This is a genomic window from Bradyrhizobium sp. PUT101 (assembly GCF_052043945.1).
Taxonomy (GTDB): Bacteria; Pseudomonadota; Alphaproteobacteria; order Rhizobiales; family Xanthobacteraceae; genus Bradyrhizobium.
The window spans coordinates 1,754,340-1,776,677 of sequence record NZ_CP197207.1; the positions used below are offsets into that span (position 1 = coordinate 1,754,340).

24 protein-coding genes and 1 pseudogene are annotated in these 22,338 nt (G+C 62.7%); 15 read left to right on the forward strand and 10 right to left on the reverse strand.

Annotation, left to right across the window (positions count from 1 at the left end):
• Window positions 1-2 precede the first annotated feature (2 nt).
• From ACSHT2_RS08595 to ACSHT2_RS08615, 5 genes are all read left to right on the forward strand, one after another.
• Entirely contained in the window at window positions 3-947 is a 945-nt protein-coding gene (locus ACSHT2_RS08595; protein ID WP_440641189.1) for an alpha-E domain-containing protein, read from the forward strand.
• Between the two features lie 111 nt (window positions 948-1,058).
• Window positions 1,059-1,907, forward strand: a complete 849-nt coding sequence (locus tag ACSHT2_RS08600) for a transglutaminase family protein (RefSeq protein WP_440642801.1) — start codon at window positions 1,059-1,061, stop codon at window positions 1,905-1,907.
• 67 nt (window positions 1,908-1,974) lie between these two features.
• On the forward strand, window positions 1,975-2,382 hold the full coding sequence (locus ACSHT2_RS08605; RefSeq protein ID WP_440641190.1) for a carboxymuconolactone decarboxylase family protein: 408 nt from the start codon (window positions 1,975-1,977) through the stop codon (window positions 2,380-2,382).
• Window positions 2,383-2,565: 183 nt separating this feature from the next.
• Window positions 2,566-3,324 carry a peptidase gene (locus tag ACSHT2_RS08610; RefSeq protein WP_440641191.1) on the forward strand — a complete coding sequence of 253 codons (759 nt, stop codon included), beginning with the start codon at window positions 2,566-2,568 and terminating at the stop codon, window positions 3,322-3,324.
• A gap of 26 nt (window positions 3,325-3,350) precedes the next feature.
• On the forward strand, window positions 3,351-4,109 hold the full coding sequence (locus tag ACSHT2_RS08615) for an SDR family oxidoreductase (RefSeq protein WP_440641192.1): 759 nt from the start codon (window positions 3,351-3,353) through the stop codon (window positions 4,107-4,109).
• A 206-nt stretch (window positions 4,110-4,315) separates the two neighbouring features.
• Here the strand turns inward: ACSHT2_RS08615 and ACSHT2_RS08620 are convergent, their stop codons facing one another.
• On the reverse strand, window positions 4,316-4,498 hold the full coding sequence (locus ACSHT2_RS08620) for a hypothetical protein (RefSeq protein WP_440643050.1): 183 nt from the start codon (window positions 4,496-4,498) through the stop codon (window positions 4,316-4,318).
• 18 nt (window positions 4,499-4,516) lie between these two features.
• On the opposite strand from ACSHT2_RS08620, the gene ACSHT2_RS08625 reads away from it, so the two are divergent.
• Complete coding sequence (locus tag ACSHT2_RS08625) at window positions 4,517-5,767, forward strand: NupC/NupG family nucleoside CNT transporter (protein ID WP_440641193.1); 1,251 nt, start codon at window positions 4,517-4,519, stop codon at window positions 5,765-5,767.
• Between the two features lie 151 nt (window positions 5,768-5,918).
• Here the strand turns inward: ACSHT2_RS08625 and ACSHT2_RS08630 are convergent, their stop codons facing one another.
• On the reverse strand, window positions 5,919-6,446 hold the full coding sequence (locus ACSHT2_RS08630; protein ID WP_440641194.1) for a cupin domain-containing protein: 528 nt from the start codon (window positions 6,444-6,446) through the stop codon (window positions 5,919-5,921).
• 213 nt (window positions 6,447-6,659) lie between these two features.
• On the opposite strand from ACSHT2_RS08630, the gene ACSHT2_RS08635 reads away from it, so the two are divergent.
• The gene (locus tag ACSHT2_RS08635; protein WP_440641195.1) at window positions 6,660-8,789 is read left to right on the forward strand and encodes an O-linked N-acetylglucosamine transferase, SPINDLY family protein; all 2,130 of its coding nucleotides are present in this window, start codon (window positions 6,660-6,662) and stop codon (window positions 8,787-8,789) included.
• 8 nt (window positions 8,790-8,797) lie between these two features.
• Here the strand turns inward: ACSHT2_RS08635 and ACSHT2_RS08640 are convergent, their stop codons facing one another.
• Window positions 8,798-9,085 carry an usg protein gene (locus ACSHT2_RS08640; RefSeq protein WP_028177340.1) on the reverse strand — a complete coding sequence of 96 codons (288 nt, stop codon included), beginning with the start codon at window positions 9,083-9,085 and terminating at the stop codon, window positions 8,798-8,800.
• Window positions 9,086-9,462: 377 nt separating this feature from the next.
• Between ACSHT2_RS08640 and groES the strand changes: the two genes are divergently transcribed.
• Window positions 9,463-9,777, forward strand: coding sequence for a co-chaperone GroES (gene groES / locus ACSHT2_RS08645; RefSeq protein WP_024340799.1), 315 nt, complete (start codon window positions 9,463-9,465; stop codon window positions 9,775-9,777).
• A 45-nt stretch (window positions 9,778-9,822) separates the two neighbouring features.
• On the forward strand, window positions 9,823-11,463 hold the full coding sequence (groL, locus tag ACSHT2_RS08650; protein ID WP_319330422.1) for a chaperonin GroEL: 1,641 nt from the start codon (window positions 9,823-9,825) through the stop codon (window positions 11,461-11,463).
• Between the two features lie 221 nt (window positions 11,464-11,684).
• Here groL and ACSHT2_RS08655 read toward each other — a convergent pair whose 3' ends face one another.
• From ACSHT2_RS08655 to ACSHT2_RS08665, 3 genes are read right to left on the reverse strand one after another with little or no spacing between them, the layout of a single operon-like run.
• The gene (locus ACSHT2_RS08655) at window positions 11,685-12,461 is read right to left on the reverse strand and encodes a hypothetical protein (RefSeq protein WP_440641196.1); all 777 of its coding nucleotides are present in this window, start codon (window positions 12,459-12,461) and stop codon (window positions 11,685-11,687) included.
• The gene (locus tag ACSHT2_RS08660; RefSeq protein WP_440641197.1) at window positions 12,454-13,026 is read right to left on the reverse strand and encodes a hypothetical protein; all 573 of its coding nucleotides are present in this window, start codon (window positions 13,024-13,026) and stop codon (window positions 12,454-12,456) included. The genes ACSHT2_RS08655 and ACSHT2_RS08660 overlap by 8 nt, the downstream gene beginning before the upstream one ends.
• 41 nt (window positions 13,027-13,067) lie before the next feature.
• Window positions 13,068-13,523 (reverse strand): hypothetical protein, encoded by a 456-nt coding sequence (locus ACSHT2_RS08665; protein WP_440641198.1) that lies wholly within the window; start codon window positions 13,521-13,523, stop codon window positions 13,068-13,070.
• A gap of 276 nt (window positions 13,524-13,799) precedes the next feature.
• On the opposite strand from ACSHT2_RS08665, the pseudogene ACSHT2_RS08670 reads away from it, so the two are divergent.
• A pseudogene (locus ACSHT2_RS08670) lies at window positions 13,800-14,203 on the forward strand (TCP-1/cpn60 chaperonin family protein); the annotation flags it as partial.
• A 149-nt stretch (window positions 14,204-14,352) separates the two neighbouring features.
• The gene (locus tag ACSHT2_RS08675; RefSeq protein ID WP_440641199.1) at window positions 14,353-14,640 is read left to right on the forward strand and encodes a GIY-YIG nuclease family protein; all 288 of its coding nucleotides are present in this window, start codon (window positions 14,353-14,355) and stop codon (window positions 14,638-14,640) included.
• 66 nt (window positions 14,641-14,706) lie between these two features.
• Here ACSHT2_RS08675 and lepB read toward each other — a convergent pair whose 3' ends face one another.
• Both lepB and ACSHT2_RS08685 read right to left on the reverse strand, forming a co-directional pair.
• Window positions 14,707-15,453 (reverse strand): signal peptidase I, encoded by a 747-nt coding sequence (gene lepB / locus ACSHT2_RS08680; RefSeq protein ID WP_440641200.1) that lies wholly within the window; start codon window positions 15,451-15,453, stop codon window positions 14,707-14,709.
• Window positions 15,454-15,590: 137 nt separating this feature from the next.
• Entirely contained in the window at window positions 15,591-16,430 is an 840-nt protein-coding gene (locus ACSHT2_RS08685) for a LysR family transcriptional regulator (RefSeq protein ID WP_440641201.1), read from the reverse strand.
• Between the two features lie 130 nt (window positions 16,431-16,560).
• Between ACSHT2_RS08685 and ACSHT2_RS08690 the strand changes: the two genes are divergently transcribed.
• Window positions 16,561-17,154, forward strand: coding sequence for a cysteine hydrolase family protein (locus tag ACSHT2_RS08690; RefSeq protein WP_440641202.1), 594 nt, complete (start codon window positions 16,561-16,563; stop codon window positions 17,152-17,154).
• Between the two features lie 249 nt (window positions 17,155-17,403).
• Here the strand turns inward: ACSHT2_RS08690 and ACSHT2_RS08695 are convergent, their stop codons facing one another.
• The gene (locus ACSHT2_RS08695) at window positions 17,404-17,625 is read right to left on the reverse strand and encodes a hypothetical protein (protein WP_440641203.1); all 222 of its coding nucleotides are present in this window, start codon (window positions 17,623-17,625) and stop codon (window positions 17,404-17,406) included.
• Between the two features lie 301 nt (window positions 17,626-17,926).
• Between ACSHT2_RS08695 and ACSHT2_RS08700 the strand changes: the two genes are divergently transcribed.
• Window positions 17,927-18,127, forward strand: a complete 201-nt coding sequence (locus ACSHT2_RS08700) for a hypothetical protein (protein ID WP_440641204.1) — start codon at window positions 17,927-17,929, stop codon at window positions 18,125-18,127.
• Window positions 18,128-18,155: 28 nt separating this feature from the next.
• Here ACSHT2_RS08700 and ACSHT2_RS08705 read toward each other — a convergent pair whose 3' ends face one another.
• On the reverse strand, window positions 18,156-19,241 hold the full coding sequence (locus tag ACSHT2_RS08705) for a tlde1 domain-containing protein (protein WP_440641205.1): 1,086 nt from the start codon (window positions 19,239-19,241) through the stop codon (window positions 18,156-18,158).
• A gap of 622 nt (window positions 19,242-19,863) precedes the next feature.
• Between ACSHT2_RS08705 and ACSHT2_RS08710 the strand changes: the two genes are divergently transcribed.
• Window positions 19,864-20,388 carry a FecR domain-containing protein gene (locus ACSHT2_RS08710; protein WP_319330407.1) on the forward strand — a complete coding sequence of 175 codons (525 nt, stop codon included), beginning with the start codon at window positions 19,864-19,866 and terminating at the stop codon, window positions 20,386-20,388.
• 55 nt (window positions 20,389-20,443) lie between these two features.
• The gene (locus ACSHT2_RS08715) at window positions 20,444-22,333 is read left to right on the forward strand and encodes a CHASE2 domain-containing protein (protein ID WP_440641206.1); all 1,890 of its coding nucleotides are present in this window, start codon (window positions 20,444-20,446) and stop codon (window positions 22,331-22,333) included.
• Window positions 22,334-22,338 lie beyond the last annotated feature (5 nt).

The window sequence follows — 22,338 nt, forward strand, 5'->3', positions numbered from 1 at the left end:
AGATGCTGTCGCGTACCGCCGAAAACCTCTACTGGCTCGCCCGCTACGTCGAACGGGCCGAATATCTCGCGCGCACCATCGATGCGACGCTGCGCGTCACCGCGCTTCCCGCCGCCTATATCGGCAAGACCAATGAATGGGATTCGGCGCTGCTCACCGCCGGGGTCGCCGCCAGCTTCTATCAGGCCTATGAGGAAGCCAACGAGCACAACGTCGTCGAGTATCTCTCGTTCTCGATGGACAACCCGTCCTCGATCAGGAACTGCATCGAGGCGGCGCGGCTGAACTCGCGCTCGGTGCGCACCGCGCTCACCAGCGAGATGTGGGACACCATCAACTCGGCCTGGATCGAGCTTCAGGCGGTCTGGAGCAAGGGCGCCTCGACGCGCGAGGATCTCGCCAAATTCCTCCGCTTCGTGCAGGAGACCTCGCTGCGCTTCGACGGTTCGGCCTACCGGACCATGCTGCGCAACGACGCCTACTGGTTCTCGCGGATGGGTGTGCACCTGGAGCGCGCCGACAACACCGCGCGCATTCTCGACGTGAAATACCACGTGCTGCTGCCCGAGGAGGAGCATGTCGGCGGCCCGCTCGACTTCTATCAATGGAGCTCGATCCTGCGCTCGGTCTCGGCGCTGACCGCCTATCACTGGGTCTACCGCGAGACGCTGAAACCGTGGCTGATCGCGGATCTCCTCATCCTCAACGACACGCTGCCGCGCTCGCTCGCCAGCTGCTACGGCAATCTCGTGCGCAACCTCGACCAGATCGGCGTCGCCTATGGCCGCCAGGGCCCGGCCCAGCGCCACGCCCGCGGCATCCGCAACCGGCTGGAACACAGCAATATGAACGACATTTTCCAGCATGGCGTGCATGAATTCATTCAGGAATTCATCACGGACAATTCCAGGCTGGGCGAAATCATCACGAGGCAGTATTTGATCTGATACACGCCGTCATTCCGGGATGGTCCGAAGGACCAGACCCGGAATCTCGAGATTCCGGGTTCGATGCTGGCGCATCGCCCCGGAATGACGACGCAAGAACAGCGGTCCACCATGCGCCTGCGAATCCAGCACACCACGACCTATCGCTACGAGCCGCCGGCCACCAGCGTGATCCAGATCCTGCGCATGACGCCCGGCAGTCATGATGGGCAGTACGTCGCGGAATGGCAGATCGACGTCTCCACCGACACCAAGCTCGACATGCATGAGGATGCGTTCGGCAACGTCATCCACGTGCTGTCCTGCGGGCCTGTCGGCGACATCCAGATCACCGCCGAAGGGCTGATCGAGACCCACGACACCGGCGGCGTGCTGCGCGGCACGGACGAGCGTTTCCCGGCCGGGATGTTCCTGCGCTCCACCGACCTCACTTCCGTCAATCCGGCGATGACGGCGGTTGCGCGCCAGTTGCGCAGCGAGGCCGAGAGCGACACGCTGGGCTTCCTGCACGCGTTGATGACGCAGATTGCCGATCACATGACGTTCGACGAGGACCCTACCAACAGCGGCACGTCGGCGGCGGAGGCGTTCGGGCTCAAGCGCGGGGTCTGCCAGGATTACGCGCACATCTTCATCGCCTGCGCCCGCGCCGGCGGCGTGCCGGCGCGCTTCGTCTCCGGGCACTTTCTGCGATCGGACGACACGGTGCATCAGGAGGCCGGCCATGCCTGGGCGGAGGCTTACGTGCCGGATCTCGGCTGGGTCGGCTTCGATCCCGCCAACAGCATCTGCGCCACCGACGCCCATGTCCGCGTTGCGATCGGGCTCGACTATCTCGGCGCAGCCCCGGTGCGTGGCACGCGCTATGGCGGCGGCACGGAAACGCTGGCGGTGACTGTGAAGGTCGAGCAGACCGGCCGCAGCGGGCAGTCGCAATCGCAGTCCCAGCGGCAGAGCTAGATGCTGCCGGACGAGCGCATGCGCCGTGCTACAATCGCAGGATCAGATCAGACCAGCGAGGTAGCCCATGGCGACTGTAAAACTGCTTTCGGATGAGGAACTCTCCGCCGACGCGCGCGCCGTTTTCGACGACATCCGAAAGGTGCGGAAGTCGGATTTCGTCAACAATTTCTGGCGCGCGCTGGCGCATGATCCGAAGACGCTGCGGCGGACCTGGGAAAGCATCAAGGAAGTGATGGCTCCGGGTGCGCTCGATCCCAAGACCAAGGAAATGCTCTACGTCGCGGTTTCGATCGCCCATGGCTGCAGCTACTGCATCCATTCACACACGGCCGCCGCACGGGCCAAGGGGATGACCGAGGCCGAATATGGCGAGCTGCTCGCCATCGTCGGCATGGCCGCGGAGACAAACCGGCTGGTCACGGCGCTCGGCGTTCCCGTCGACGAGGCGTTTCTGGTCGATGCGGCGGATTGAGCGACAAGTTAGCTGTCATTGCGGGCCCGGAATCCATCAGGCGGCACGGTTAGCGGATGAATGGATTCCGGGTTCGCGCTGGCGCGCGCCCCGGAATGACAGCATTCCCCCGCGGGAATCGGGGGTTTCATGGCTCCCTGAAATTGGCTAGTAATTCCGCGCAAACGCGTTCGGGGACTGGAAATGACCTATTGTTGCGGAATCCTGGTTCGGGACGGTCTGGTGATGATCGCCGACACCCGCACCAATGCCGGCCTCGACAACGTCTCGACCTTCCGCAAGCTGCACATCTTCTCCAAGCCCGGCGAGCGCATCATGGCGATCGCCAGCGCCGGCAACCTCGCGATCAGCCAATCGGTGCTCTCCACCTTGACCGAAGGCCTCGAGGATCCCAACACGGGCGAGATCGAGACGCTGATGAACGCACCGACCATGTTCCAGGCCGCCCAGCGCATCGGCCGGGCGATCCGGTCGGTGCATGCCACCGAAGGACCGGCGCTGAAATCCGAGGACGTGTCCTTCGACGTCTCCTTCCTGTTCGGCGGCCAGATCAAGGGCGCGCGCATGCGTCTGTTCATGGTCTACACCGCCGGCAATTTCATCGAGTGCACCACCGACACGCCCTACCTGCAGATCGGCGAGCACAAATACGGCAAGCCGGTGCTCGACCGCGCCATGCATTACGACGTCGAGCTCTACGAGGCGCTGAAGACCGGCCTGATCTCGATGGACTCGACCATGCGCTCGAACCTCGGCGTCGGCCTGCCGATCGACGTGCTGGTGGTGCGCACGGACGCCTGCGAAGCCGATCTCAACCACCGCATCGAGGCGGGCGAACCTTATTTCCACGATTTGCGCTCGCGCTGGTCGGCGGCGTTGCGCGCTGCGCACCAGAACATTCCACGCCCGCCCTACAAGAACGAAAAAGAACCCAAAACCTGACAGCTTGAGAGAAAAGGCAGGAAACGATGAGTGAAGCGAAAAAGATCGCCCTGGTGACGGGCGCCGGCACCGGCGTCGGGCGCGCAGCGTCGCTGGCGCTGATGAACACCGGCTTCACCGTGGTGCTCGCAGGGCGCCGGCTCGACATGCTCGAGGAGACGGCGAAACTCGGCCCCGCCGGAAAGAGCCTCTGCGTCACCGCCGACATGACCAAGCCGGACTCCATCGCCGCGCTGTTCGACAAGGTGAAGACGACCTATGGCCGCCTCGACGTGCTCTTCAACAATGCCGGCATGGGCGCGCCGGCCGTGAACTTCGAGGATCTCAGCCTCGAGCAGTGGCAGGCGGTGGTGAACACCAACCTCACCGGCCCGTTCCTGTGCACCCAGCACGCCTTCCGCATCATGAAGGACCAGACCCCGCGCGGCGGCCGCATCATCAACAACGGGTCGATCTCGGCGCATGCGCCGCGGCCGTTCTCGGCCGCCTACACCTCGACCAAGCACGCCATCACGGGCCTGACCAAGGCCAGCAATCTCGACGGCCGCATGTACGACATCGCGGTCGGCCAGGTCGACATCGGCAATGCGGCGACGCCGATGACGGACCGCATGGTCAACGGTCCCGGCGTGCTGCAGCCCGATGGCACCACCAAGCACGAGCCGCGCATGGACGCCAAGGCAGTCGGCGACGCCGTCGCCTACATGGCGGGCCTGCCGCTCGACGCCAACGTACTGACCATGACGGTGATGGCGACCAAGATGCCGTTCGTCGGACGGGGCTGAACAAAAACGCGAAAACAACCCCATGCAAAGTACCGTCAAGGGGATTGTGGTAATTTTCGACGATCGGGCTGGGGTGACGTAGGTCCAAGCCCTGCCTCGACAATCGTCATTACGAGCGAAGCGAAGCAATCCAGACTGCCACTACGGCAAGATTCTGGATTGCTTCGTCGCTTCGCTCCTCGCAACGGCGGGGAGAGACCGCCGCCCTACTCCCGATGCTCCACGTGGCGCAGGCTGGGAAACGGCTTCATCCAGAGCAGCGACACCGCAACAGTAACAATGCCGCCGAGCGCTGCCCGGATGACCGAGCCGGACGTGTTCGTCAAAAAGCAGCAGGTTTTGCTGACGTCCCGGCATTGCCTTTGCAGCGCCTGCCCGGCCATAATCATCGAGGGTTTGGGAGCATCATGCTGCGGCTGCAATCGGCACTGGGCATTTTCGCGTTGCTGCTGATCGCCTGGGCGCTCAGTGAAAATCGCCGCGCGGTCTCGCTGCGCCAGGCGGCGATCGGCCTCGCCGTCGCCTTCCTTACCGCGCTCATCCTCCTGAAGCTTCCGGTCGTCGCGCATGCGTTCGGCGGCATCAACGACGCCGTTGGCGCGATCTCCGCGGCCTCGCGCGCCGGCTCCGCCTTCGTGTTCGGTTATATCGGCGGCGGCGCCCTGCCGTTCGACCTCAAGGTGCCCGGCGCCGACTTCATCCTGGCGTTCCAGGCACTGCCGATCGTGCTGGTCATGAGCGTGCTGACGACGCTGCTGTTCTATTGGCGGGTGCTGCCGCCGATCGTGCGCGGCATGGCCTGGCTGCTCGAACGCACGCTCGGCGTCGGCGGCGCGGTCGGGCTATCGACCGCCGCCAATGTCTTCCTCGGCATGGTCGAGGCACCGCTGTTCGTGCGGCCGTATCTGGCACAGATGACCCGCAGCGAGTTGTTCCTGGTGATGACCGGCGGGATGGCGGGCATCGCCGGCACGGTGCTGGTGCTCTATGCGACGCTGCTTGCGCCGCTCATCCCCGACGCCGCCGCACATTTCGTCATCGCCTCGGTGCTGGGCGCACCGGCCGCGATCCTGGTCAGCCTGATCATGGTGCCCGAGACCTCCGACAAGCGCACCGGCGGCACGCTGGAGGATCCGGAGATCGAAGTCTCCAGCACGATGGATGCGATCGTGAAAGGCACGAGCGCAGGGCTCGAGCTGCTGCTCAACATCGTCGCCATGCTGCTGGTGCTGGTGGCGCTGGTCTATCTCGTCAACGCCATACTCGGCCTCCTGCCAAACATCGGCGGCGCCGCGATCTCGCTGCAGCGCCTGCTCGGCCTCGTCATGGCGCCGGTGTGCTGGCTGATGGGATTGCCGTGGGATCAGGCGATCACCGCCGGCAGCCTGATGGGCACCAAGACCGTGCTCAACGAATTGATCGCCTATGTCGACTTTTCGAAGCTGCCACCCGACGCGCTCGATCCGCGCTCGCGCCTGATCATGCTCTATGCGATGTGCGGCTTCGCCAATTTCGCCAGCCTCGGCATCATGATCGGCGGCCTGGGCGTGATGGCGCCGGAGCGGCGCGAGGAGATCAACGCGCTCGGGCTGAAGTCGATCGTGTCGGGGACACTGACCACGTGTCTGATAGGAGCGATGGTGGGGGTGCTGGCATGATTCTCACCACTCGTCATTCCGGGGCGCCGCGAAGCGGCGAACCCGGAATCCATTTCACTGCACGCACCGCCGCCTGATGGATTCCGGGCTCGATGCCGCGCATCGCCCCGGAATGACGGCGGAGAGCTACGGCGCGCAATTGCGCTAAGACCTACGCCTTCAACTCCACCGTCTTGAACTCCGCCGGCAAGATCACTTCCAGCAGCTCCACGTCGTCCGAATAGTCCAGAATCATGTGCTTGATCTTCGGCGGCTGGGTCCAGGCGCTGCCTTCCTTCATCAGGGTCTCGCCCTGCCCGTCCATATAGGTCTTCACCCAGCCCTTGAGTACGTAGACCATCTGGAATTCGACGTCGTGATAGTGGAGCTTGGAAACCTCCGCCGGATTGCAGGGGCCCTGCAGCCGGATCACGTGCGCCTGCGCGAGGCCATGGGTCGCCCCGGCGATGCCGAGATCGCGGTACTTGGCGTAGGCACGCAGGCCGTCGGCCTTGAAATCCTCCTCGCGGTGATGGCTGATGGCGATGCGCTGCTTCGGCCGCACGGGCTTCTTCGGAGCGACGGTGCGCACCTTCGCCTTCACCGCCTTGCGCGCCGAGGATCGCGCCGCTGCCTTGGCGCCGCTCCGCTTCTTCACGGCGGTCTTCGTTGCGGGCCTTGATGCCTTTTGCCTGGCCATTGTCTGCCTCCCTGATCTGAGCCGCGCCCGTCGCACGGGTATGACCCGAGGGCAGATTATCCAGTCCTGGGCGAGGCAGCAATTGCGAAGCTTGGGCCAGTCACCCGATCACTCGATCGTAGCTTGTCCCAGGCTGTCGTGGCTCGCGGCCATCGTCTCGTATTCATTCTCCCGCTGAATTAATCTCGCCAGGAGATCTGGGGGAATTGATTCATGGGCGGCAGCGTCGGTCAGCGTGCATTTCAAAATGCCCGGCTTCAGAAACGGCAAAAGGCCGAAGTGCTGCCATTGCTCGGGCGCGCACTCGAGTTGCACAAGAAGGGGCTTCTCTCCGAGGCCCGGGGTGCCTATCGCCAACTCCTGCAGATCGCGCCCAACCAATTCATCGCGCTGCATATGTTCGGCGTTCTGGAGTCTGATGCCAAAAACTATCAGCAGGCCGAAATTCTACTGAGCCGAGCGGTTGCCGTGGATCCGCGATCTGCCGAAGCTCATATGAGCTTGGGCGTCGCGCTGAACGGGCTGAAACGCCACGATGAGGCCCGGGAATGCTATCGAAAGGCCCTCGCCTTGCGGCCTGACTACGCCCTGGCCCTGTCCAATCTCGGCAACGCGAGCGCGGCCCTTGATCTGCACCAGGAAGCGATCGAGAGTTACGACAGGGCACTCGCAATCGACGGAAACCTTGCCGAAGCCCACAACGGCCGGGGTGGCGCGCTCTGCCGACTGCGCAACTATGACGAGGCTCTCGCAAGCCTGAACCGCGCGCTCTCGATCAGGCCTGACTACGCCGCGGCCCTGGCGAACCGCGCCGTTGCACTACGGGAGCTTCAGCGGTTTGACGAAGCCATGGCGGATTGCAATCGGGCAATCGCCCTGGCACCCGACGACGTGAACGGATGGCTCTGGCGCGCCAATGTCTTGCTCCAGACCCAGCAAATGGCGCAGGCGATGGCCGATTGCGAGAGGGCTCTCGCGATCGCTCCCGATTCCGCTCAAGCTCACCTCGTGCTGGGCCTTTGTCTCGCCGGACTTGGCCGGGTCGACGAAGCCCTCGTCAGTTTCGACAGAGCCCTCGACATCCAGCCCGACCTTCAGAGCGCAATTTCCAGCAAGATATTCACGCTCGATTTTGTGGCGGACGCCAGCGTTGAACAGCACCAGCAGGCGCGGCAAGTGTGGTGGGAGCGGGTCGGCACGAAAATCGCTTCAGAAGCGGCGGCACCGCATGACAACAGCCGCGATCCGGATCGCCGTCTGGTGCTTGGCTATGTCTCGTCGGATTTCAACGCGCATTCGGCCGCGTTCATTTTCAAGCCCGTCCTGCAACACCATGACCGCGCGCAGTTCGAGATCGTGTGCTACTCCTGCTCGTCAAAAGTGTGTACGACGACAAGCGAATTTCAGGGGATCGCCGATCGCTGGCGTGACGCCTCGCAATGGACCGACGATCGCCTCGCCGCTCAGATTCGCGCCGATCGCGTCGATATCCTGGTCGATCTGTCCGGCCACACCAGAGGAAACCGCCTCGGCGTGTTTGCGCGCAAGCCGGCACCGATCCAGGTGCACGGCTGGGGCCACGGCACCGGCACCGGGCTGCCAACGATCGATTATCTGTTCTCGGACCCCGTCGCGATTCCTTCCGCGGTTCGGCATTTGTTTGCGGAGACCGTTGTCGACCTGCCGTGCTTCGTGACGCTGGCGCCACTGCCGGCCGGGATTGTGCGGGCGGAGGCGCCGGCTCTCTCGAACGGCTTCGTCACGTTCGGTGTCTTCAACCGCATCAGCAAGATTTCGGACGAGGCTGCGGACGTCTGGTCCAGGATTCTCGAGCGGGTCCCGGGCTCGCGACTGCTGATCAAGGATGTTGCGCTGGACGATCAACTGGTCCGCGACAAGCTGCTGGCGCGGTTTGCGGCTCACCTAGTGCCGGCCGAACGCGTCGACCTGCTCGGAGCCACCTTGCGGAGCGAACATCTGGCATCGTTCAATCGCGTCGATATTGCGCTCGACCCGTTCCCACAGAACGGCGGCGTCAGCACGTTGGAAGCCCTGCAAATGGGCGTGCCCGTGGTGGCGAAGCTCGGGAGCAGTCTGCCCAGCCGTGCCGCCGGCGCCATCCTCACCGCGCTTGGCATGCCGGACTGGGTCGCGGACTGCGATGAGGCATATGTCGAGATCGCAGCCGGCTGCGCGGCGCGGATCGACGATCTTGATCGATTGCGCCGCGAACTGCCCGGACAGATCAACGCTGCGGCCGCCGGCAACCCCATCTCATATGCGCGCGCCGTAGACGACGCCTATCGCGCGATGTGGATACGCTATTGCAGCGGCGGCGCCTGATCTCTGGCTCAATGCAGCCGGAACACGCCGTCCACGGCGCGCAGCTCGGCCGGCTTGATCAGCTTGGAATGCGCCACCGTGACCGAATGGAGGGGACCATCGAGCTTCTCCTGCCAGAACGCCAGGAAATCCTTCAGCGCCGGAAATTTCGGAAACATGTCGTAGTTCTGCCAGACGTAGGTCTGGAGCAGCGACGGATGATCCGGCATCCGATAGAGGATTTGCGCCGTCGTCAGTCCGTAGCCCAGCATCTGTTTCCGGAAATCCTCGGAAACGCCCCCACTCCGCAGTCCCATGCCAAACCTCCTTTGCAGGAGCGCATTCAGGGGGTGGCTTGATCCGTGCCCCGGGAGCCACCCGGAAACGATGCGCTCACATGAGAGAAATGTGACGCAAACTGACAACCCATCTCAAGCCCAAAAGTTTAACAAGCTGTTGAAATTCAATGCGTTAGCAGCAGACATAACTCCGTGCTAATACGGCCTCGGGCGCTGGTTAACGATGGAAATGAGATTCTGGCAGTCCACGCTTCCGGGTGCTGATTTTTCTGCTAGAAGCCCTTGCCCCCGCAAAATTCCTGTCCTATTTCAGCTTGGCTCGTGCTAGCACTCGCGGGCAACGACTGCTAACAATCTCAAAATCCTCAACACGTGCAATTGCTTAGGAGGACTGCATGAAATTCCGTCCGCTTCACGACCGCGTCGTGGTCAAGCGCATCGACGCAGAAGAGAAGACCGCTGGCGGCATCATCATTCCCGACACTGCCAAGGAAAAGCCCTCTCAGGGCGAAGTCGTCGCCGTCGGCCCGGGTGGCCGCGACGAGTCCGGCAAGCTGATCCCGATCGACCTGAAGGTCGGCGACCGCGTGCTGTTCGGCAAGTGGTCCGGCACCGAGGTCAAGATCGACGGCCAGGACCTGCTGATCATGAAGGAGAGCGACGTCATGGGCGTTCTCGAGGTCAGCGAGTCCAAGAAGAAGGCGGCCTAAGAGCCCCCTCTCCCTCCAGTCACATCATTCCAAGGAAAGATCCAGATGGCAGCCAAAGAAGTCAAATTCTCGGTTGAAGCGCGCGACAAGATGCTGCGCGGCGTCGACATTCTCGCCAACGCGGTGAAGGTCACGCTCGGCCCGAAGGGCCGCAACGTCGTGCTCGACAAGTCGTTCGGCGCTCCCCGCATCACCAAGGACGGCGTCACCGTCGCCAAGGAGATCGAGCTCGAGGACAAGTTCGAGAACATGGGCGCGCAGATGGTGCGCGAAGTCGCCTCCAAGTCCGCTGACGCGGCCGGCGACGGCACCACCACCGCAACCGTGCTCGCCCAGGCGATCGTGCGCGAAGGCGCCAAGTCGGTCGCCGCCGGCATGAACCCGATGGACCTCAAGCGCGGTATCGACCTCGCGGTCGAAGCCGTCGTGGCGGATCTGCAGAAGAACTCCAAGAAGGTCACCTCGAACGACGAGATCGCCCAGGTCGGCACCATCTCGGCCAACGGCGACCAGGAGATCGGCAAGTTCCTCTCCGACGCCATGAAGAAGGTCGGCAACGAGGGTGTCATCACCGTCGAGGAAGCCAAGTCGCTCGAGACCGAGCTCGACGTCGTCGAGGGCATGCAGTTCGACCGCGGCTACATCTCTCCCTACTTCGTCACCAACGCCGACAAGATGCGCGTTGAGATGGACGACGCCTACATCCTCATCAACGAGAAGAAGCTCTCCTCGCTGAACGAGCTGCTGCCGCTGCTCGAGGCCGTGGTGCAGACCGGCAAGCCGCTGGTCATCGTCGCCGAGGACGTCGAAGGCGAAGCCCTCGCGACCCTCGTCGTGAACCGCCTGCGTGGCGGCCTGAAGGTCGCGGCCGTCAAGGCTCCGGGCTTCGGCGATCGCCGCAAGGCCATGCTGCAGGACATCGCGATCCTGACCGGCGGCCAGGCGATCTCGGAAGATCTCGGCATCAAGCTCGAGAACGTCACGCTCAACATGCTCGGTCGCGCCAAGAAGGTGATGATCGACAAGGAGAACACCACGATCGTCAACGGCGCCGGCAAGAAGGCCGACATCGAGGCGCGCGTGGCCCAGATCAAGGCCCAGATCGAGGAGACCACCTCGGACTACGACCGCGAGAAGCTCCAGGAGCGTCTCGCCAAGCTCGCAGGCGGCGTCGCGGTGATCCGCGTCGGCGGCGCGACCGAGGTCGAGGTGAAGGAGCGCAAGGATCGCGTTGATGACGCGATGCATGCGACCCGCGCGGCTGTCGAGGAAGGCATCGTCCCGGGCGGCGGCGTCGCCCTGCTCCGTGCCTCCGAGCAGCTCAAGGGCCTGCGCACCAAGAACGACGACCAGAAGACCGGCGTCGAGATCGTGCGCAAGGCGCTCTCCGCGCCCGCTCGCCAGATCGCGATCAACGCCGGTGAAGACGGCTCGGTGATCGTCGGCAAGGTCCTGGAGAACAAGTCGTACGCTTTCGGCTTCGACTCCCAGACCGGTGAATACGGCGACCTCGTCAAGAAGGGCATCATCGACCCGACCAAGGTGGTCCGCACCGCGATCCAGAACGCAGCCTCGGTTGCCGCGCTCCTGATCACCACGGAAGCCATGGTCGCCGAGCTGCCCAAGAAGGGCGGCGCCGGTCCGGCGATGCCTCCGGGCGGCGGCATGGGCGGCATGGACTTCTGATCCAGCCTCTCAGGCAAAGTCGAGAAATGCGAAACCCCGGCAGCGATGCCGGGGTTTTTGTTCTTTCCAATCTTGTTTCGATTTTGGAGGGTAAGTTTACATCGAGTCAGAGCGTGACGATTCAGCAAGGAGTGATTGGTGCAGAGCCGTCACACGTTATGATGATGCTGAAATCGCGCCGTCTCAATGTGCCCCTGCCAAATTCGGTGAATATCGGCATCTCATATGCGAGACTTCAGAATCTCTCGTTCAACTTTCTGAACCCCAAGAGGAGAAATTTGAGCCCGCTGAGATTTCTTGTCATATTCCAACAATCGCTGATCGTGAAATGGCTGGAGGATCAAACGTTTGAAATTAGCCAGCGTGCTGTATTCGACCCACTTACATAGTTCGGAATCTGATACCCAGCCGGGCCTCTGGTGCAACAGTAGCAGGGCCTGATCTTTCTTCTCCATATTTGGGTCGAGAACGCGCCTCACGTCGCCCACCTCCCAAATTATGGGATGCTTGCGTTCGATCAATGCATCAACCGCGTATTGGGCCTCTTTGGTAGAGACGTGGTGGAATATCCTCACTAACTCCGCGAGAATCCAGCTAGCCATTCCGTATACAGCTGTAGCGTCAAGAAAATTGGGATTGACGTCACCACCTACGTGACCAACTCCTCGATTATTTCGAATCTCATAGAGTACTGGTAGCGTCCGGGGAATTAGCACTCGCAGACTTTGGTCGCCGGCGCGGTTGGGATCGCGCGGCACCTGCTCAAGCGCTCTACAGGCATCAATCATCCGCGCTGGCTTGGATGGAATCGTCGGAAAAGTACCTAACAATCCTCCCTGGACAATAGTGTACGCCACCTCGCAGAATTTTCCGCCATTGAGTTCGGCGGGCTCCCATCGGCGCTCAACATAGTTTGCGCCAATTTCCTGGTAGCATTTGATCAACGGATCCCTAAGACCGTCAGGAATTGACTTCAATAAGTTTGACGCATCAATCATCTGATTTGCTTATTTGCTTTACCAGAGTTGCGGCATGTCGCAGGCCGGGAGCAGTAACGGTCCAACCTGCATTGGCAGATCCGGTCAACTCATTACCTCCCTTAAATGCCTTCGAATGATTGGTCTTGTCATAGATACCGAAGCGCTCACACACAGAACGCCCCGCCTTGTCACCGACCGTCGGCGTGCCATTTACTAAAAAATTGGAAAGCCCCAGCAACACGTATGCGTTCTTGACCTTGTCCCTAGTGGAGCTCCCCGGCACCTCACTTGCGATGATTTCTGCTCCGCTATCCTCAAAGTGAAAGACTTCTGAGAGGTGGAGAGCCGTCAAGCCATTCTGCCGCATCCACAACGCACCCTTGGACGAAACAGGCGTCTCTTGAACAGTATCATTCGGTTCAAGGCTCTTCGTCTCGGGAGAATTTGGCTTTAGAGTCTGGTGTCCTTGAATAGAAAGCTTTTGCATAGCCCAAGCAACCACTCGCGCTCTTTCCTCGGCGTCCAGCGGCTCCAGAGCTGCGAGCACTGCTCCCATTGCGTTTAGTTCTCGATCCAACTCCATTAAATAATACCTCCTCAACAACCAACCGATCAGTGAAACCGTTACGCCGCGCTAGCTAGCTTTGCCTGAAGATCCTGGCGCTCCTTACTCGACAGAGCAAATGTGTCGGCAGCCACCAATCTTAGGCGGTCAGCTTTTGTGAGCCCCGCTAGATATTTCGATAGATTGTTCAGGAACGCTTCCTTGAAGTGAGCTGGGGCAGTCCTCATTTCAGCGGTTATCTCTTTCCTAGTAAAGCGTTGCTTGTTTTGGACGAAGTGAATCTGCGCCGCCGCAGCTATAATTAGGTCTGCTCCAGACTCGGCTCCTAAGATGTTGGCTATGGTATCCGTTGAAAGATCGAAGTCCTTAGCAGCCAGACTCTCGCGTGCGATGGGCGGCTGACGTTCTTGGTGAGGAACGGAGACCGTGATCCCCAATTTTTGAGTCAACCATTGAAGAATTCGTTTTCTGGCCTCCGCATCGAGCGGCTCCATCAACTCCAATACCTTCCCCATAGCCGACAATTCTTGATCTATACTCATGCGAAGAGGCCCTATTAAAAGACGTGGCTGTCCGTGAACATACTAGGAATTCTCGGCTCGCTTTGCAACCTAGACTAGGCACAAGACCTACTTTAACGGGTAAGAGCCTGTGGAAAATTCGAACAGCTAAAATGACCTGAATACGAAGATTGATTGCAAAAAGCTTTTCTGTAAAAAATATCAGTTATATCAAGTAGTTCTACTATGTTATCCTAATAGATGGCAATCCAACTGCAATATCAGCCCCCTATCCCAGGCGGCGGCGTCGCCCTGCTCCGTGCCTCCGAGCAGCTGAAGGGCCTGCGCACCAAGAACGACGACCAGAAGACCGGCGTCGAGATCGTGCGCAAGGCGCTGTCGGCGCCCGCCCGCCAGATCGCGATCAACGCCGGTGAAGACGGCTCGGTGATCGTCGGCAAGATCTTGGAGAACAAGGCCTACAATTACGGCTTCGGCTCCCAGACCGGCGAATATGCCTCGTCAAGAAGGGCATCATCGACCCGACCAAGGTGGTCCGTACCGCGATCCAGAACGCAGCCTCGGTTGCCGCGCTCCTGATCACCACGGAAGCCATGGTCGCCGAGCTGCCCAAGAAGGGCGGCGCCGGTCCGGCGATGCCTCCGGGCGGCGGCATGGGCGGCATGGACTTCTGATCCGGCCGTTCAGGCACAGTCGAGAAATGCGAAACCCCGGCAGCGACGCCGGGGTTTTTGTTATCACACAATACACGTGGAAGTGGTAGTTTCGGTCATTCCGGGGCGCGACGAAGTCGCGAGCCCGGAATCCATCTCACCGCTTGCTCATGGCCTATTACGTCTATCTCCTCGCCAGCAAGAAGTACGGGACGCTCTACATCGGCGTGACGAACGACATCGTCCGCCGCGTCCATGAACACAAGAACAAAGTCGTCCCCGGTTTCAGTAAGCGATATTCCGTCGACAGGCTTGTTTGGTTCGAGATTTACGACGATCCCATCACCGCCATCACGCGCGAAAAGGAATTGAAGAAGTGGCGGAGGGAATGGAAGGTGCGGCTTATTGAGGAGAGGAATCCTCAGTGGATCGATTTGTATCCGCAAATTGCAGGCTGAAGCCGCGGATCAATGGATTCCGGGCTCGCGCCCAAGAGGGCGCGCCCCGGAATGACAGAGCAGGCCTCACTCCACTTTCCCCAACCGCTCGAAGCGCGGTTCGCCCTCTTCGTCGAGCGACCAGAAGATCCGCGTCACCTTGCCGATCAGATTGTCCATCGGGATGAAGCCCATCGTACCCATCATGCGGCTGTCGGTGGAATTGTCGCGGTTGTCGCCGAGGACGAAGAAATGACCTGGCGGCACGGCATAGACGCTGGTGTTGTCGAGGAAGCCACTGTCGAGGCAGTCGTAGGTCACATAGCTCGCGCCGTTCGGCAGCGTCTCGCGCCAGCGCTTGACCTTCGCCCCGTCATCGCCACCGCAGGCGGCACCGGCTTGTGCCTCCTTCAGCGCGACGCGCGTCACCGGACGATCGTTGAGGATGAGACGACCCTGCCGCATCTGGATGCGGTCGCCGGGCAGTCCGACCACGCGCTTGACGTAATCGGCCGAGGTGTCCTTCGGGGTCCTGAATACGACGATATCCCCATACTCCGGCGCGGCGGCGAGGACGCGGCCCGAGATCCAGGACCGCGCGAAGGGGAAGGAATAGCGGCCGTAGCCATAGGCATATTTCGCCGCAAAGACGTAATCGCCGACCGCCAGCGTCGGCGCCATCGAGTTCGAGGGGATGTTGAACGGCTGGTACAGGAAGTAGCGAAACAGGAACGGCGGCGACCACAGCACCGGGATCAGCAGGATCAGGATGACGATCGCTTTCCATTCCCGCGATTGTGCCGAGGGACGGATCGTTTGCTGAAGAACCGTCATGCGCCTCCCCTGATCAAGACCGTCGTCGTCGCGAGACTACGCAACCTGCGCGCGCGTGCAATCCCCGGCGAACTTGCGAATTTGGTCGCACGCCGCGCGGCCCGCGTTCAATGCGAGGCCATGAACGTCGCCAGCGGTCAGCCGTGCGACAAATCCCTGAAGCAGTGACGTACCCAGTCGATCGTCACGCGGGTCGCAGGATCGCGCTTGAGGTGGTTCTGCACCAGGAGCCAGACGTCGCGACGCCTCGGCAGCAGCGTGGCGCGCAGGCTGCGGTCGGCGAGCAGCGGCCCGCAGCTGTGCTCGGGCAGCACGCCGATGGCCTGATGCGACTGGATCATGGTGCGGATGATGCGGACATTGTCCGTGACGCAGCGCACGTTTGTCAGACGCTTGGCGCGCAGGAACTGCTGCTCGGGGATGGCGTCGAGTTCGTCAGGATAGACGCACGCGACCGGCTCGGCACCGCCGCGGTCCGTAGGCTCGAAGAAATACAGCCTGACCTCGCCGAGCTTGGAGATGGTGAAGTCGCCCTTCTCCGGCTTGCGCAGGCGGATAGCGAGATCGGCCTGCCAGCGCGAGAACTTGACGTTGCCGCTCGAGGTGAGGAATTGCAACGTCAGCCCCGGATGATCGCGCAGGAAGCTGCTCACATGCGGCGCCAGCAGCTCTTCGGCGACCGCATTGGTCGAGGCGATGCGCAGCCGTCCGACCGGGCCGGGCTGGCTCTCCTTGATGCGGTCGATCGCTGCGGCATGGGCCGCCATCGCACCGACATGCTCGAGCACCGCCTCGCAGTGGCGCGTCGGCCGGCGCAGCCCGTCCACCGCGTCGAACAGCGGCACGCCGAGATCGCGCTGGATGCGCGCGAGCCTTCGGCCGACGGTAGTCTCGTCGATGCGCAGCCGCGCGCTGGCGCCGGCGTAAGTGCCCTCGTCCCTGACCGCGGCGATGATGCGCAGGTCGTCCCAGTTCATTCCGCGAGCCTAGCAGGCGGCGGCGCCTCCTGCAAATTCGCAGCCATATGCCGCAATATTCCTGCACAATGGCAGGCATCGGCTGCGCTAGTGTCGCGTCATCCGACATCCCCTGGAAGGCCTGACCAGCATGACCGCTCCAAAGACCCTGCTCGAACTCGCCGGTGCCGATCTCAATCCGCCGAAGCTCAACGAGGCCTGCCTCGTGCTGATCGACATCCAGAATGAATACTGCGCCGGTCCGCTGGCCCTGCCCGATGCACAGCCCGCGATCGCCGCGGCGGCGCGCCTGCTCGCGCGCGCACGGGACAGCGGAGCTGCGATCATCCATGTCGCGCACAAGGGCCGCGCCGGCGGCCTGTTCGACCGCGAGGCCGCGCGCGGCGCGATCGTCGAGCGCCTGGCGCCGCTCGCCAGCGAGCCGGTGATCGAGAAGGCGCTGCCGAATGCCTTCGCCGGCACCGACCTGCAGGCCCGGCTGGCGGCGACCGGACTCAAGAATATCGTGCTGGCCGGCTTCATGACTCACATGTGCGTCAGTTCGACTGCCCGCGCCGCGCTCGACCTCGGCCTGCGCACGACGATCGCGGCCGACGCCTGCGCCACCCGCGACCTGCCCGACGGCCGCGGCGGCACGCTGGACGCCCGGATGATCCATCAGGTCGCGCTGGCCGAATTGTCGGACCGCTTCGCCATCATCGCGCAAGCCGAAGCACTGACTTGATGGAGCATGCAATGCTGCAGCTCCATTTCTTCCCGATGCCCTGCTCGCTCTCGAGCCGCATCGCGCTGAGCAGGTTGAGCAATCAAAGAAAATTCGTAGAAATAATGCGACGAAATCCGGCAGAGGCAATGAACAAGGCTCGAGATCGAAACGCAGTTGTTGCTTCGGTCCAAGCACAACCTTCAGGCAAATCGGTTGCGCGGCCAAGTTGAGTCGAGCCGACTCGCATCAAGGCCGGTGAAATTGCGGTCATGGCGGTTTTAGCTGTTCGAGCAGTGCATCTCGCTCTTCGCGCAGCTTGCGAAGCATGAGCGCGTTGTCGGCTTGAAGCTCCTGCCACTCGATGCGATCTTCCGCGGTCCAAAGGTAGGACTCGCGATTGAACCGCGCCTTCTCGGCCAGATCGAAAGCTTCGTAGGTTTCAATCTGTCTCTCGATTCGCTTGATCTCCTCTTGGATGGTTCCGGGCATCGATCGAGCCTAGGCGTGTCGGCCAGCGCACGTCAATCTATCAACCCAATGCATTGCAAAGACTCGAATAATCTCGCCAAAGTTGTAGCTTTCCTTCACGATCGCGCGGACACCTGCCGCTCCTGAAACTCCGTCCGCAGTCGGTACTCCCCCGCATTTCCAGAAGCGCGTCCTTTATGCTGATCACTCGTCAGCGCCGCTTGCCGTCGTGCCGCGCGATGTCATGCCGCCTGATATCAACGTTCGACGACGGGCGCATTTAACTAGGTAAGGGAACCGCGGCTCCAAGGGGAGAACTCGCATGGACCGACGATCGCTTGCGGCGAATGAAGGCGGTCGATGGCAAAGCAACTGGCCGAGCCGGTCTATGGCGGCCTGGCCGGCCGCTCGATGCGAGGCAGGTTCGGTTCGCATCCGCTACAATTGCGGCTATGGCGGCACCAGCAATGGGATGCTGCGCCAGTTCAAGACCGGAATCATGCTCGGCGTCCGCGCCTGGTGACGCCGACCGCGCGCCGAGATCGCGCGCCTCACTCCACCCGCGCCAGCACCGCGAGCTTGCGGATGCCCTTGTTGCGGTAGGCGTCGAGGAACGCGTAATAGTCCTTGAACGACACGCAGCCGTTGGAATCGCCGTTCGGCCCGAGCATGAAGGTGTGCGCGAGCAGGCCGTCGCGGCCGTGGATCGCGCTCTCGCCGCCGATCGGCGTCAGGCGCAGCGCCGGCACGCCGTGGAACAGCGCCTCGCGCGGCTTCAGCGTGTAGATGTGCGGCGGCGTTACGCCCCGCATGCGGATTTTCGAGGAGCGCGGATCGTCGAGATTGGAGCCGAGGCCCGAATGCGCCTCGAGCTTGGTACCGTCGGGCAGATACACGGTCCTGGCGGTGATGTCGTAGACCGCGGTGTCGCGCTCATAGGGCGGCGCGCCGCCGAACATCGGATTCTGCTCCTTCGGCGCGATGGACGCGGTCACGCTGGCATCGGCCGAGGCGTAGGCGAGCAGCCCGCCGGACGGCTCGCGCTTGCCCCAGAGCTTTTCCACCATCGACTGGCGCGGCCCGGTGATCGACATCACTGCGGCCTTGGCGCGGTCGGCGAACGACTTGGGCTTCTCGGGCGCCGGCACGATCTGGGGCGGATCGGCCGAGGCCAGCTGCATCTGGGCATCCGGCGCGCGCTTGGCCTTGTCCGCGGCCTTGTCAGTGACCTTGGCTGCCGGCTTCAGCGCGTCCGCGACCTTCGCGATCACGCTCTGCTTCGGGGCGTCCTTCGACGTTTCCCTGGCCAGCGCAACCTGGGTCGGGGGCGCTGCGCTCGCCGCATTCGATGGCACGCCTTGCGTCGCGGCCGCGGCAAATCGCTCGTTGAACATCTCGCGCGAGATCGGAGCTGCGACCTGGAGCCGGTCGGGCAGCAGCGCGAAGGTTTCCTTGATGGCCTCGCCGGCCTCGCGCAGCACGACCTTGGGTGCGCGCCTGACCACCGGCTCGTCATAGCCGACGCTGCCGACGGTCGGGTAGACGCTCGCGCCGAGAATGTTGCTGTAAATGATCCAGCCGGCGCCCATCACGACGCAGCCGATCGCCGCGGCGCCCAGCCAATTGGCCGTGGTCATTTTCCGGGAAGGCTTCCGAAGAGAATTCTTGCCAGGATTTTTGGACTTCCGTGCCGCGATACTCTGCGCAGCGATACTCGTACTCATTCGCCTTGCGTCCAGGACGGTGTCACCCAGTCCCCCTTCAAAGTGCCGCTGGTCACGATCCGGGAACAGCATCTCGCAGAGGGTCGGAGCGTCATTAAGGCGACTTTTAGTTAAATGCAGATTAAGTTCGGGCGGATATTGGGCAGCTGGTCAATGCTGTCCCGTTTTGAGAAAAACCCCGCAGAATTACGGACTTAGACGCATCTGTTAACCATGTTTCTCGACCGGTTCATGTCGGTTCTTCGACGCTTGCGGCTGCACCCACGAGACATTCAACAACGTCATTTTCGTGGTCGCCAAACTGGCGCTGACCGTAGCGCGGAAGCATTGCGCGAGGCTGGCGGGCTCCGCGTCCGTCGGCCCTGCGCCCCTCACGCGGCACGGCGCCGTGACCGAAAGTTGATCACGTCGGTTCTGGTAATCGCCGCCGCGAGAAAGTAGCTCCTGTCTCGGCACTTTTCAGCAGCCTCTGCGCGTGATACGGTACCGTATCGACTTGCCCTGAACTGTGCCGTGCACGCAAACGGAGGCTGGCATGAGAGGGATCGCGCGCGCAGGGTTTTTCGCCCTGGCGGGGTCGTTTCTGTTGATTGGATCTGCGACTGCACAGCCGGGTGCCGATTTGGGCTGCACGGCATCGCCGTCGGCTGCCGGGACGCAGACCTGGCGCTGTGACAACGGCATCACCATCGTTGCGGAAAACGGCGCCAAATTTGAACTTAAGGACGCCAACCGCGACGGACATATAGACTCCGTGGAGTTGAGCAGCAAAGCCTTGCTGGTCGAGGTGCCCCGGAAGCCGCGGGGCAATCCGTTCAAGGTGCTGACGCCGCAAGCGATCGCCGCGGTGCGCGGCACCAAATGGGCGGTCGATGTCGCTGACGCCAAGACCTCCGTGTTCGTCGCCGACGGCCGAGTCGGCGTGACCCGAAGGGCTCGTGGACGCGGCGTCGTGCTTGGACCCGGCGAAGGCGTCGACGTCGAGGCGACCGGCCCGTTGACCGTCAAGACATGGGGCCAGCCGCGCGTCGACGCGCTCATGGCAAGACTCGGACAATAAGACCGGGTCGCAAGGCTCGCCCATGAGATTCGATAGAAGATTGCAGAACGAGCGCATGCGCAGCCGACGCCTTCAGATCCTGGTGGCACTCGTCCTCACCGCGCTGTGGGGCGCGAGCATCTTTGCCGCGCATGCCAACGGCCATCTGCGCTTTCTCGACCGCCTCGAAGCCACGCTGACCGACTGGCGGACGCAAGCCCGCGGCGTGCGGCGTCCACCCGATCTCGTCACCATCGTCGCGATCGACGACACCGTGGTGAAGCGCGGCGGCAGCTATCCGCTGCCGCGCGCCGATCTCGCCCGTGTCGTCGACACCATCGTGCAGTTCAAGCCGAAGGTCGTCGGGATCGATCTCCTGCTCGTCGACCGCAGCGCTGCGATCGGCGACGCCACGCTCGCCAACACGCTCGCCACCGGTCCCATGGTGCTCGCCGCCGCGGCGATCTTCCCCTCCGCCAGCGAAACCGTGGATCCGAGCAGCGAAGGTCCCCTCGCCGTCCTCCCGCAGGCCGAGCGCTTCCTGCAGCCGTTGCCCGCATTCGCCGATCACGCCGAGGTCGGCGTCGTCAACGTCGCGACAGGACAATCGGGCTCACCGCTATCGGTGCCGATGCTGTTCCGGACGCGCGACAAGGTCGAGCTGTCGTTCCCCTTGCGCGTCGCGGCCCGCGCGCTCGACAAGCCGCTGACGGTCGCGCCTGACCATCTCATGCTGGGCGATCGCGCGGTGCCGACCGACGGCGATCTGGCATTGCCGATCACCTATTACGGCCCGCGCCGCACGATCCGCACCGTCAGCGCACAGAGTATCTTCGACGGCACGCTCGATCGCGCGGCGATCGAGAACCGGATCGTCGTGATCGGCGCCTCGGTCGCCGGCGGCGGCGACTTCTATCCGACGCCCTTCGATTCGCTGATGCCCGGCGTCGAGGTGGTCTCGACCGCGATCACGCACCTCGTCGCCGGCGACGCCATGGTGCGCGACCGCAGGGTCCGTATTGCCGACGCGCTCACTGCGATCCTGCTGCCGATGCTGCTGGTCGGGCTGCTCGCCTGGCGGCGTAGCGCGCCGGGCATCATGACGGCGGCCGCGGTGATGATCGCCTGGGCCGGGGTCAACCTGTTCGCGTTCACGCACGGTGTCTGGCTGAATGCCGCAACCACGCTCGCCGCGGCAATGCCGCCGGTTGCGGTCTTTGCCGGCGTGCAGCTGTGGGCCGGAGGCCGCCGCACGCAATATTTCGCCGCCAAGAGCAGGTCGCTTGCGCAATTCCAGGCTCCGGCGGTGCAGGAGTGGCTGGCGCGAGATCCGAACTTCCTGTCGAAGCCCGTCCGGCAGGATGCAGCCGTGGTCTTCGTCGATCTCTCCGGCTTCACCGGACTGAGCGAGCGGATTGACCCCGACGAACTCAGGAATCTTCTGAAGGCGCTTCATGCACTGGTCGACAAGGCCGCGATCGATTGCGGCGGCATGATCACCGGCTTTCTCGGCGATGGCGCCATGATCCTGTTCGGGCTGCCGCGCGCGATGCCCGACGACGCGGCGCGCGCGCTGAAATGCGCGATCGATCTGCATCGCGGCATCGAACGCTGGATCGCCTCGCTGCCGCCGGCAATCGCAGGTCAGCTCGGTTTCAAGATCGGCGCGCATTGCGGCCCGATCGTCGCATCCCGGCTCGGCGAAAGCCATCAGCACATCACGGCGACCGGCGACACCGTCAACGTCGCAAGCAGGCTGATGGAGATCGCCGCCCAGAACGATGCGCGGCTCGCGCTGAGCGATACGCTGCTGGACAATGCCGATTTCAGCGGTGCTCCCGACGGCGTCCTGTCCGGCCCCCTGCTCGCCCAGGTCCGCGGCCGCTCCGGAGTCGTGGCAGTCTGGTTCTGGCGCGACCGGGATGGGCCGGATCAGGCTTCGACCAAGGCCGAGATGATCGGCTGAGGTCC

Bases quoted from the DNA above. Each gene is read 5' to 3' on its own strand.
- ACSHT2_RS08665 (WP_440641198.1), bottom strand. From the start codon at position 13,523: ATGGGGAAGGTATTGGAGTTGATGGAGCCGCTCGATGCGGAGGCCAGA.
- ACSHT2_RS08635 (WP_440641195.1), top strand. From the start codon at position 6,660: ATGGGCGGCAGCGTCGGTCAGCGTGCATTTCAAAATGCCCGGCTTCAG.
- ACSHT2_RS08595 (WP_440641189.1), top strand. From the start codon at position 3: ATGCTGTCGCGTACCGCCGAAAACCTCTACTGGCTCGCCCGCTACGTC.
- ACSHT2_RS08660 (WP_440641197.1), bottom strand. From the start codon at position 13,026: ATGGAGTTGGATCGAGAACTAAACGCAATGGGAGCAGTGCTCGCAGCT.
- ACSHT2_RS08655 (WP_440641196.1), bottom strand. From the start codon at position 12,461: ATGATTGATGCGTCAAACTTATTGAAGTCAATTCCTGACGGTCTTAGG.
- ACSHT2_RS08685 (WP_440641201.1), bottom strand. From the start codon at position 16,430: ATGAACTGGGACGACCTGCGCATCATCGCCGCGGTCAGGGACGAGGGC.
- ACSHT2_RS08705 (WP_440641205.1), bottom strand. From the start codon at position 19,241: ATGACCACGGCCAATTGGCTGGGCGCCGCGGCGATCGGCTGCGTCGTG.
- ACSHT2_RS08715 (WP_440641206.1), top strand. From the start codon at position 20,444: ATGCGCAGCCGACGCCTTCAGATCCTGGTGGCACTCGTCCTCACCGCG.
- ACSHT2_RS08640 (WP_028177340.1), bottom strand. From the start codon at position 9,085: ATGGGACTGCGGAGTGGGGGCGTTTCCGAGGATTTCCGGAAACAGATG.
- ACSHT2_RS08615 (WP_440641192.1), top strand. From the start codon at position 3,351: ATGAGTGAAGCGAAAAAGATCGCCCTGGTGACGGGCGCCGGCACCGGC.
- ACSHT2_RS08675 (WP_440641199.1), top strand. From the start codon at position 14,353: ATGGCCTATTACGTCTATCTCCTCGCCAGCAAGAAGTACGGGACGCTC.
- groES (WP_024340799.1), top strand. From the start codon at position 9,463: ATGAAATTCCGTCCGCTTCACGACCGCGTCGTGGTCAAGCGCATCGAC.
- ACSHT2_RS08690 (WP_440641202.1), top strand. From the start codon at position 16,561: ATGACCGCTCCAAAGACCCTGCTCGAACTCGCCGGTGCCGATCTCAAT.
- lepB (WP_440641200.1), bottom strand. From the start codon at position 15,453: ATGACGGTTCTTCAGCAAACGATCCGTCCCTCGGCACAATCGCGGGAA.
- ACSHT2_RS08700 (WP_440641204.1), top strand. From the start codon at position 17,927: ATGGACCGACGATCGCTTGCGGCGAATGAAGGCGGTCGATGGCAAAGC.
- ACSHT2_RS08600 (WP_440642801.1), top strand. From the start codon at position 1,059: ATGCGCCTGCGAATCCAGCACACCACGACCTATCGCTACGAGCCGCCG.
- groL (WP_319330422.1), top strand. From the start codon at position 9,823: ATGGCAGCCAAAGAAGTCAAATTCTCGGTTGAAGCGCGCGACAAGATG.
- ACSHT2_RS08610 (WP_440641191.1), top strand. From the start codon at position 2,566: ATGACCTATTGTTGCGGAATCCTGGTTCGGGACGGTCTGGTGATGATC.
- ACSHT2_RS08710 (WP_319330407.1), top strand. From the start codon at position 19,864: ATGAGAGGGATCGCGCGCGCAGGGTTTTTCGCCCTGGCGGGGTCGTTT.
- ACSHT2_RS08620 (WP_440643050.1), bottom strand. From the start codon at position 4,498: ATGATTATGGCCGGGCAGGCGCTGCAAAGGCAATGCCGGGACGTCAGC.
- ACSHT2_RS08630 (WP_440641194.1), bottom strand. From the start codon at position 6,446: ATGGCCAGGCAAAAGGCATCAAGGCCCGCAACGAAGACCGCCGTGAAG.
- ACSHT2_RS08695 (WP_440641203.1), bottom strand. From the start codon at position 17,625: ATGCCCGGAACCATCCAAGAGGAGATCAAGCGAATCGAGAGACAGATT.
- ACSHT2_RS08625 (WP_440641193.1), top strand. From the start codon at position 4,517: ATGCTGCGGCTGCAATCGGCACTGGGCATTTTCGCGTTGCTGCTGATC.
- ACSHT2_RS08605 (WP_440641190.1), top strand. From the start codon at position 1,975: ATGGCGACTGTAAAACTGCTTTCGGATGAGGAACTCTCCGCCGACGCG.